6 protein-coding genes are annotated in these 6,437 nt (G+C 70.5%); 1 reads left to right on the top strand and 5 read right to left on the bottom strand.

The genetic code is table 11. From position 1 onward, the window contains the following. Positions 1-55: 55 nt before the first annotated feature. The 5 genes from AB0G16_RS38080 to AB0G16_RS38060 all read right to left on the bottom strand — a co-directional run bounded on the left by AB0G16_RS38080 (position 56) and on the right by AB0G16_RS38060 (position 4,864). Positions 56-1,171 carry a DegT/DnrJ/EryC1/StrS family aminotransferase gene (locus AB0G16_RS38080; RefSeq protein ID WP_362815787.1) on the bottom strand — a complete coding sequence of 372 codons (1,116 nt, stop codon included), beginning with the start codon at positions 1,169-1,171 and terminating at the stop codon, positions 56-58. 31 nt (positions 1,172-1,202) lie between these two features. Then, entirely contained in the window at positions 1,203-3,074 is a 1,872-nt protein-coding gene (locus AB0G16_RS38075; RefSeq protein WP_362815785.1) for a fatty acyl-AMP ligase, read from the bottom strand. A 47-nt stretch (positions 3,075-3,121) separates the two neighbouring features. After that, positions 3,122-3,697 (bottom strand): LmbU family transcriptional regulator, encoded by a 576-nt coding sequence (locus AB0G16_RS38070; protein ID WP_362815783.1) that lies wholly within the window; start codon positions 3,695-3,697, stop codon positions 3,122-3,124. 259 nt (positions 3,698-3,956) lie between these two features. Further along, positions 3,957-4,268: a hypothetical protein gene (locus tag AB0G16_RS38065; RefSeq protein ID WP_362815781.1), complete on the bottom strand. Its 312-nt coding sequence runs from the start codon at positions 4,266-4,268 to the stop codon at positions 3,957-3,959. Next, entirely contained in the window at positions 4,265-4,864 is a 600-nt protein-coding gene (locus tag AB0G16_RS38060; protein ID WP_362815779.1) for a GNAT family protein, read from the bottom strand. Before AB0G16_RS38060 ends, AB0G16_RS38065 begins: the two co-directional genes overlap by 4 nt. 305 nt (positions 4,865-5,169) lie before the next feature. Here AB0G16_RS38060 and AB0G16_RS38055 point away from each other — a divergent pair, with 305 nt between their 5' ends. Further along, complete coding sequence (locus tag AB0G16_RS38055) at positions 5,170-6,399, top strand: acyl-CoA dehydrogenase family protein (protein ID WP_362815777.1); 1,230 nt, start codon at positions 5,170-5,172, stop codon at positions 6,397-6,399. Positions 6,400-6,437: the final 38 nt, after the last annotated feature.

Raw genomic sequence — 6,437 nt, 5'->3', positions numbered from 1 at the left:
CTCTCGGCGTGGCTGACGAACAGCACCCGCATGGGCTCGCCCTCCCTCCGTCCCGTCACAGGGCCGCCAGCACCTTGAGCAGCGACTCGATCACCATCGCCTGGTCGCTCCCGGCCAGCGACGGGTACATCGGCAGCGAGAAGATCTCCTTGGCCACCGCCTCGGTGACCGGCAGGCTCCCGGTGGCGTACCCGAGCTTCGCGAATCCCGACATCGTGTGCACCGGCCACGGGTAGCTGATGTTGAGCGACACCCCGTAGGCCTTGAGCGCCTCGATGATGTCGTCACGCCGCGGATGGCGCACCACGTAGACGTAGTACGAGTGCTCGTTGCCGGGGGCGACCGCGGGCACGACGACGTCGGTGCCGGCGAGCGCCTCGGCGTAGCGCGCGGCCACGGCCCTGCGGGCCGCGACGTACCCGTCCAGCCGGGTCAGCTTGCGGAGCAGGATCTCGGCGTGCACCTCGTCCAGCCGGCTGTTGTGCCCCGGGGTGCGCTCGACGTAGTAGCGCTCCCTCATGCCGTAGTAACGAAGCTGCCGCAGCGACGCGTCCACCTCCGGGTCGGAGGTGATCGTCGCCCCGCCGTCGCCGTACGTCCCGAGCACCTTGGTCGGGTAGAAGGAGAACGCGGCGGCCTGGCCCATCGAGCCCGCGATCCGGCCGTGGTGGCGGGCCGCGTGCGCCTGCGCGCAGTCCTCCAGGATCACCAGGTCGTGCCGGGCGGCGATCTCCCGCAGCGGCTCCATGTCGACGCACTGGCCGTACAGGTGGACCGGCAGCAGGCAGCGGGTCCGCTCGGTGATCGCCGCCTCCACCTGCGCGACGTCCATGAGGTAGGTGTCCTCGTGCACGTCGACGAAGACCGGGACGGCGCCGGTGGCGTCGATGGCCAGGACCGTGGGCGCCGCCGTGTTCGACACGGTGATCACCTCGTCGCCCGGGCCGACGCCCAGCGCCTGCAGGCCCAGCACGATCGCGTTGGTGCCGTTGTCCACACCCACGCAGTGGGGGACGCCGTGGTAGGCGGCGAAGGCCGCCTCGAAGTCCCGCACGGCCCGGCCGAGCACGAGCTGGCCCGAGCGGAACACGGTGTCCACCGCGTCGAGGATGTCCTCCCGCTCGGTCTCGTACTCCTGCAGATAGTCCCAGACGTAAAGGGGCTTGGTCATACATCACCTCCGGAAGGGAAGCCACTTCGGCTCAGTGGGCGAGTTCCCCGCGGAGGTACTGCTCGCGGCAGGCACCACGGCGGATCTTCCCACTGGTCGTCCGCGGCAGGGTGCCGCGCCGTACGAGGACGAGGTCGTGCGCGGCCAGGCCGTGATGGCGGGTGATCTCCTGGCGCAGGGCGCGCAGGACCACCTCCCGGTCGGGCCCGTCGGCCGCCAGGAGCGCGGGATCGGCCTCGACGAGGACGACGAGCCGCTCCTCACCGTCGATCTCGGCGGAGAACGCGGCGGCCGACCCCTCGGAGGCGACGGCGGCGGCGCTCGTGGCGGCGGCGCCGGAGACGGCTCTGGCGGCGGTGTCCCGCGCGGCCTGCACGGTCGTCTCGATGTCGTCGGGGTAGTGGTTCCGGCCACGGATGATGATCATGTCCTTGGCCCTGCCGACCACGTGCACGCGCCCGTCCAGCAGGAAGCCGAGGTCGCCCGTGCGCAGCCAGGGGCCGGGGAGCAGGTCCCCGTCGGCCTCGGCGAGGTGCTTGGCGAAGACGGCGGCCGACCGTTCGGGCCGGTTCCAGTAGCCGTCCGCCACGTTGGGGCCGCTCACCCAGATCTCGCCGATCCGGCCGTCCGGCAGCGCGCTCACGTCCTCCCGGTGACGGATCCGCACCGACACCCCCAGGCTGGGCGTCCCGCAGGAGACGATGCGCACCGTGTTCGGGCTGCCGGGCGGCAGCTCGCGGGCCACGCCGGCGGCCAGGGCGTCGCGGTCGAAGCTCCGGTCGGTCATGCCCTCGCCCACGGGCGGAGCGCTGACCGGAAGGGTCGCCTCGGCCAGCCCGTAGCAGGGGGAGGGGGCGGTGGGCGACAGGCCGCCGGCCGCGAACGCGGAGGTGAACGCCTCGGTGGACTCGGCGTACACCGGCTCCGCGGCGATCGTCAGCAGCCGCAGCGAGCTCAGGTCGAGCTCGCTCCTGCGCTCCCCGGTCACCCGGCGCACGCACTGCACCAGGCTGGAGCTCGGCGTGATGCTCCAGTCGGCCCGGTAGTCGGAGATCATCCGGAGCCAGCGGTAGGGGTCCTGCACGAAGGCCATCGGGCTGAGGTTGACCGAGTGCCCGCCCGCCTCCAGCGGGTTGACGATCCCGCACACGAGGCCGAAGTCGTGGAAGAACGGCACCCACGAAGCGATCACCGAGGACGGCCAGTGCGCCCTGATCTGGTGGTTGGTGACGGCCAGGTTCAGGTGCGTGACGCGCACGCCCGCCGGGGCGCCGGTCGAGCCCGACGTGTACTGCAGGTACGCCACGTCGCCCGGCGCCATGCGCGGCCTGCGCCAGTGCGCGGCCTCGTCGGAGGGGACCTCGTCGACGCAGACCACGGGGAGGGGCGCGCCTTCCGCCCCCCCGGCGTCACCGAGGCCGTCCAGCAGCCGCTCCACGGAGGAGCGCACCGCGGAGGTGGTGAGCACACACCGCGGCGCGCAGTCCTCCATCACCGACAGCAGCCGCTCGTTGCTGCGCAGCGCCTCGGGCGCGTACAGCGGCACCGCGACGAGACCGGCGTACAGGCAGGCCAGGAAGGCCACGACGTAGCCGGGCTCGTGCGGGCAGAGCACCGCCACCCGGTCGCCGGGCTCGCACCGCCGCTGCAGGAGGGCCGCGACCGCGCGGACCCGCTCGTCCAGCTCGGCGTAGTCCATCGTCCGGGCGCTCTTCTCCCGGCGGCCGGTGTCCCGGCGCATCCCGTACTCGACGAAGGTGATCGCGGGGGAGGAGCCGGCCGTCCGGGCGTGCAGGCGGACACTGTCGGGCAGGTAGCGGAGGCGGAGGTGTTCCGATCCCCGGACGGTGGTGACGGCGGTCTCGATGACGTCCTCGAAGGGCTCGCCGCGATCGGGGCTCAAGCTGTCTTCTCCGTCCGGTGGGCGGGCCCTCGTGGGGCCCGGGGGGATCAGGCGGACTGGGGCAGGGCGTCCGACCGGGCGGCGGCCTCCCTGGCCTCCAGGGCCGCCAGCGCCGCCCGGTCCAGGTTGGAGACCATCCACACGAGCAGGTCCTGCTCGGTGCTCTCCGCGGCCTCCTGCCAGCGCTTCTTCTGCTCGGCGATGACGTTCATCTGGATGTGGGTGATCTCGTCGGTGATCCCGCCGTTGCGCTCCGCCTTGATGCGCCGGCGCAGCTCGTTGCGGGACCAGGCCCCCTTCTCGGCGCGGTTGAGCCAGATGTCCTGCTCGGGCTCGGGCAGGCTGGCCACCTCCGCGTGGTGCTGGAAGCTCAGCTTCTCCCGGCGCCGGGACAGGCTGAACTGCCGGGCCACCCACGCGTAGTTCCGCAGGGTCTGGTAGTCCAGGGAGGTCTCGGCGATCGCCCGCTTGTAACGGTCGGGGTACTGGGCCTGGCCGTAGATCAGCCAGTCCCCCAGCCACCAGGCGGACGAGTCGGAGATGATGAAGATCTGCCGGCCCAGGCGGCTCCAGGCGGTCAGCGACATGTTCGGTGGGAGGGAGAGCGCGGTTCTCCTGGTCATTCCCGGTGCGTCCAGCGCCATCCGCGTGTTGTGGGCGGGTCTGGTCTGTCCGTGATGTGTGGTCGCAAGACTCGGGTAACCGTTCACGTCTGTCGTCACGTCTGTCACACCCTTTCGCCTCGACGGATCCGTCGATGGCTGAGAGTTTGCCCTAGAGACCAGGGGAGAGTTCTAGACGCCATCTAGACGGCCGGGGAGAGGCCCGGCCGCCGGGCGGCGTCGTTCTCCCCGATCACCGGTGCCGAGCCGCGCGCCGCCGCTATGCCTGGTCGCCGGCGCCCTGGGGAAGGCGCTCGACCACGAAGTCCGCCAGGTCGTCGAAGTTCTTGCCGCCGAAGCCCGCCATGTCGTCCAGGAGCGGGACGCCGTAGGCGTCCTCCAGGGCGAGGATCAGGAGGATGATGGAGAAGGAGTCGAGGTTGCCGAGATCGCTGGGTTCGGTGATCTCACCCAGGTCGGTGAGCTCGGGGATGGCCAGCTCGTTGGAGCTGAACAGCACGATCCGCAGCGCCTCACGCTCGATCCGCTCGCGTACGTCCTTCTTCTGCTCGGAAACGAACATCTCGGTCAAAGCTTCTCTCCTGACGGCGTCTCGGTGGAATCGGCGGACGCCGCGTTCCGGCGTTCGAGCGGGGTCTGCACGAGCTTATTGAGGAGATCGGCGCCGTGCTCCTCCCAATACTCGCGGTAGACGGCATAGATATGCACGTCCCGCAGCTCGCCCCGGTCGTAAAGGTGCTCGGGAAGGGTCGCCTCTTTGTGATCGGTGTCGAAGCTCGTGTGAAGAATCTGGAAATTCGGCTCGGAGGTCCAGAAATAGACCTTCCTGACGTTCCACATCGCGAAGGCGTAGTTGACCGTCAGGAGCATGACCTCCGCGCCCACCCCGGTGCCCGCGGCGACGGGGTCGGTGAAGAAGCTCGCCCGCACGTGACGGCCCGACAGGTCCAGGTGGTGGAAGGAGACGTACCCCACGACCTGCTCGGTGTCCTGGCGCTCTACCATGAACTGCGCGGACACCTCCCTGGTGTGCAGGGCGGCGAAGACCTCGGCCGAGGGCAGGTCGTTCAGCCCTGCCTTGACCAGGAGGTCGTGCACCGTGAGGCCCTCCGGTGGGTTGGCGTGGCGCAGCAGCGTCCTTCTGGTCTTGGTATGGGGAAAGAGCACGTTCTTCCACCTTCAACTCGGCGTCGCGGCTGAATGGGATTACCTGGAGGCTTATTCGAGCCGGCCGGGCGGCCGTCGTCCGCAGCCTGAAAGCGGCGGACCGTCTCGCCAGCGGGACAGATGCTAGTTCCGGGTGATCGAGGGGTCAAGTTATTGTCAGGCGGTTCCGCTGCCATGCGAATGGTCTTTTTCGAGGGCGTGGATAATTTGCCGGTTGATTTCTTCGGCGGGTCGCGGAAAAGTCGTTTACGGTGCACGCGGCGGCAGTGGGCCGACGTGCGAACGAGGGGAAGCGGGATAGGCCGATGACAGTGCACACCGAGGACGCCGCGATGCACGGAGAGCTCCTCGAACCGATCACACCCGAGGGTCGCGAGCTGCTCCGCCTCATCGAGACGCACCGGCCGGCCATCGCCGAGGCCGCCCCGGGCAACGACAGGAACGGGACGTTCCCCCGCGAGGTCTTCGAGGGCCTGCGCAAGGACGGCGTCCTCGGTGCCACCGTGCCCTCCGTCCTCGGGGGGCTGGGCGTCGACCGCCTGCACGACGTCTCCCTGGCGCTGCTGAAGGTCGCCGAGGCCGACGCCTCCACGGCGCTCGCCCTGCACATGCAGCTCAGCCGGGCGCTGACGCTGACCTACGAGTGGCGGACCGGTCCCGCCCACGCGCGGGCGCTGGCCGAGCGGCTGCTGCGCGGCATGGGCTCGGGCGAGTCCGTGGTCCCCACCGGCGTCAAGGACATCCCGCGCGACCGGCGCCCCACCACCCTGACGCCGGCCGACGACGGCGGCTGGCTGCTGTCGGGCGGCAAGACGCTGGTGAGCCTGGCGCCCATCGCCACCGACTTCGCGGTGTACGCGCAGACGCGCGTCCCCGGGGAGCGCCCCCTGTCCGCGATGGCGGTCCTCACCCGGGACACCCCGGGCCTGACCGTGCTGGACAACTGGGACGGCCTCGGCATGCGGGCCTCGGGCACCGTGGACATCCTGTTCGAGGACTGTCGCATCGCCCCCGAGGACGTGGTGCTGCGCGGCCCCGCCGGCGAGCAGGACCTCGCCATGCTCGCGGGCCAGACGGTGAGCTCCGTCACCATGCTCGGCATCTACACGGGCATCGCCCAGTCGGCGCGCGAGATCGCCGTCTCGGCCATCCTGCGCAAGGGAACGGCCGACGCGGCCGCGGCCCGCACGCTGGTGGCCGGGATGGACGCCAGGCTCTTCACGATGAGGGCGGCGGTCGCGGCCGCGCTGGCCACGTCCGACCGGCTCTCCTACGACGACACGAGCGACCCGCAGAAGCGCGGCCCCGCGATGATGACGCCGTTCCAGTGCGCGAAGATGATGGTGAACCAGATGGCGCCCTCCATCGTCTTCGACGCCCAGACCCTGATCGGCGGTGCCTCCTTCGTGGCCTCCCACCCCCTGGCGCGGCTCTACCGCGACGTGCGCGCGGGCGGCTTCATGCAGCCCTACACCTTCGTCGACGCGGTCGACTACCTGAGCGCCCAGGCGCTGGGGCCCGTCAGGAACGGGTAGGACGACATGCGCGTTCTCTTCACGGCTTATGCGGAGAA

The sequence above is a fragment of the Streptosporangium sp. NPDC023615 genome, assembly GCF_040640155.1.
Classification (GTDB): Bacteria; Actinomycetota; Actinomycetes; order Streptosporangiales; family Streptosporangiaceae; genus Streptosporangium.
The sequence above is the reverse complement of the archived record's forward strand: the minus strand, read 5'-3'. Positions and strand labels throughout refer to the sequence as shown.

Excerpts from the sequence above, each read along its gene's own strand:
- AB0G16_RS38080 (WP_362815787.1), bottom strand. The coding sequence starts at position 1,171 with ATGACCAAGCCCCTTTACGTCTGGGACTATCTGCAGGAGTACGAGACC.
- AB0G16_RS38070 (WP_362815783.1), bottom strand. The coding sequence starts at position 3,697 with ATGACCAGGAGAACCGCGCTCTCCCTCCCACCGAACATGTCGCTGACC.
- AB0G16_RS38055 (WP_362815777.1), top strand. The coding sequence starts at position 5,170 with ATGACAGTGCACACCGAGGACGCCGCGATGCACGGAGAGCTCCTCGAA.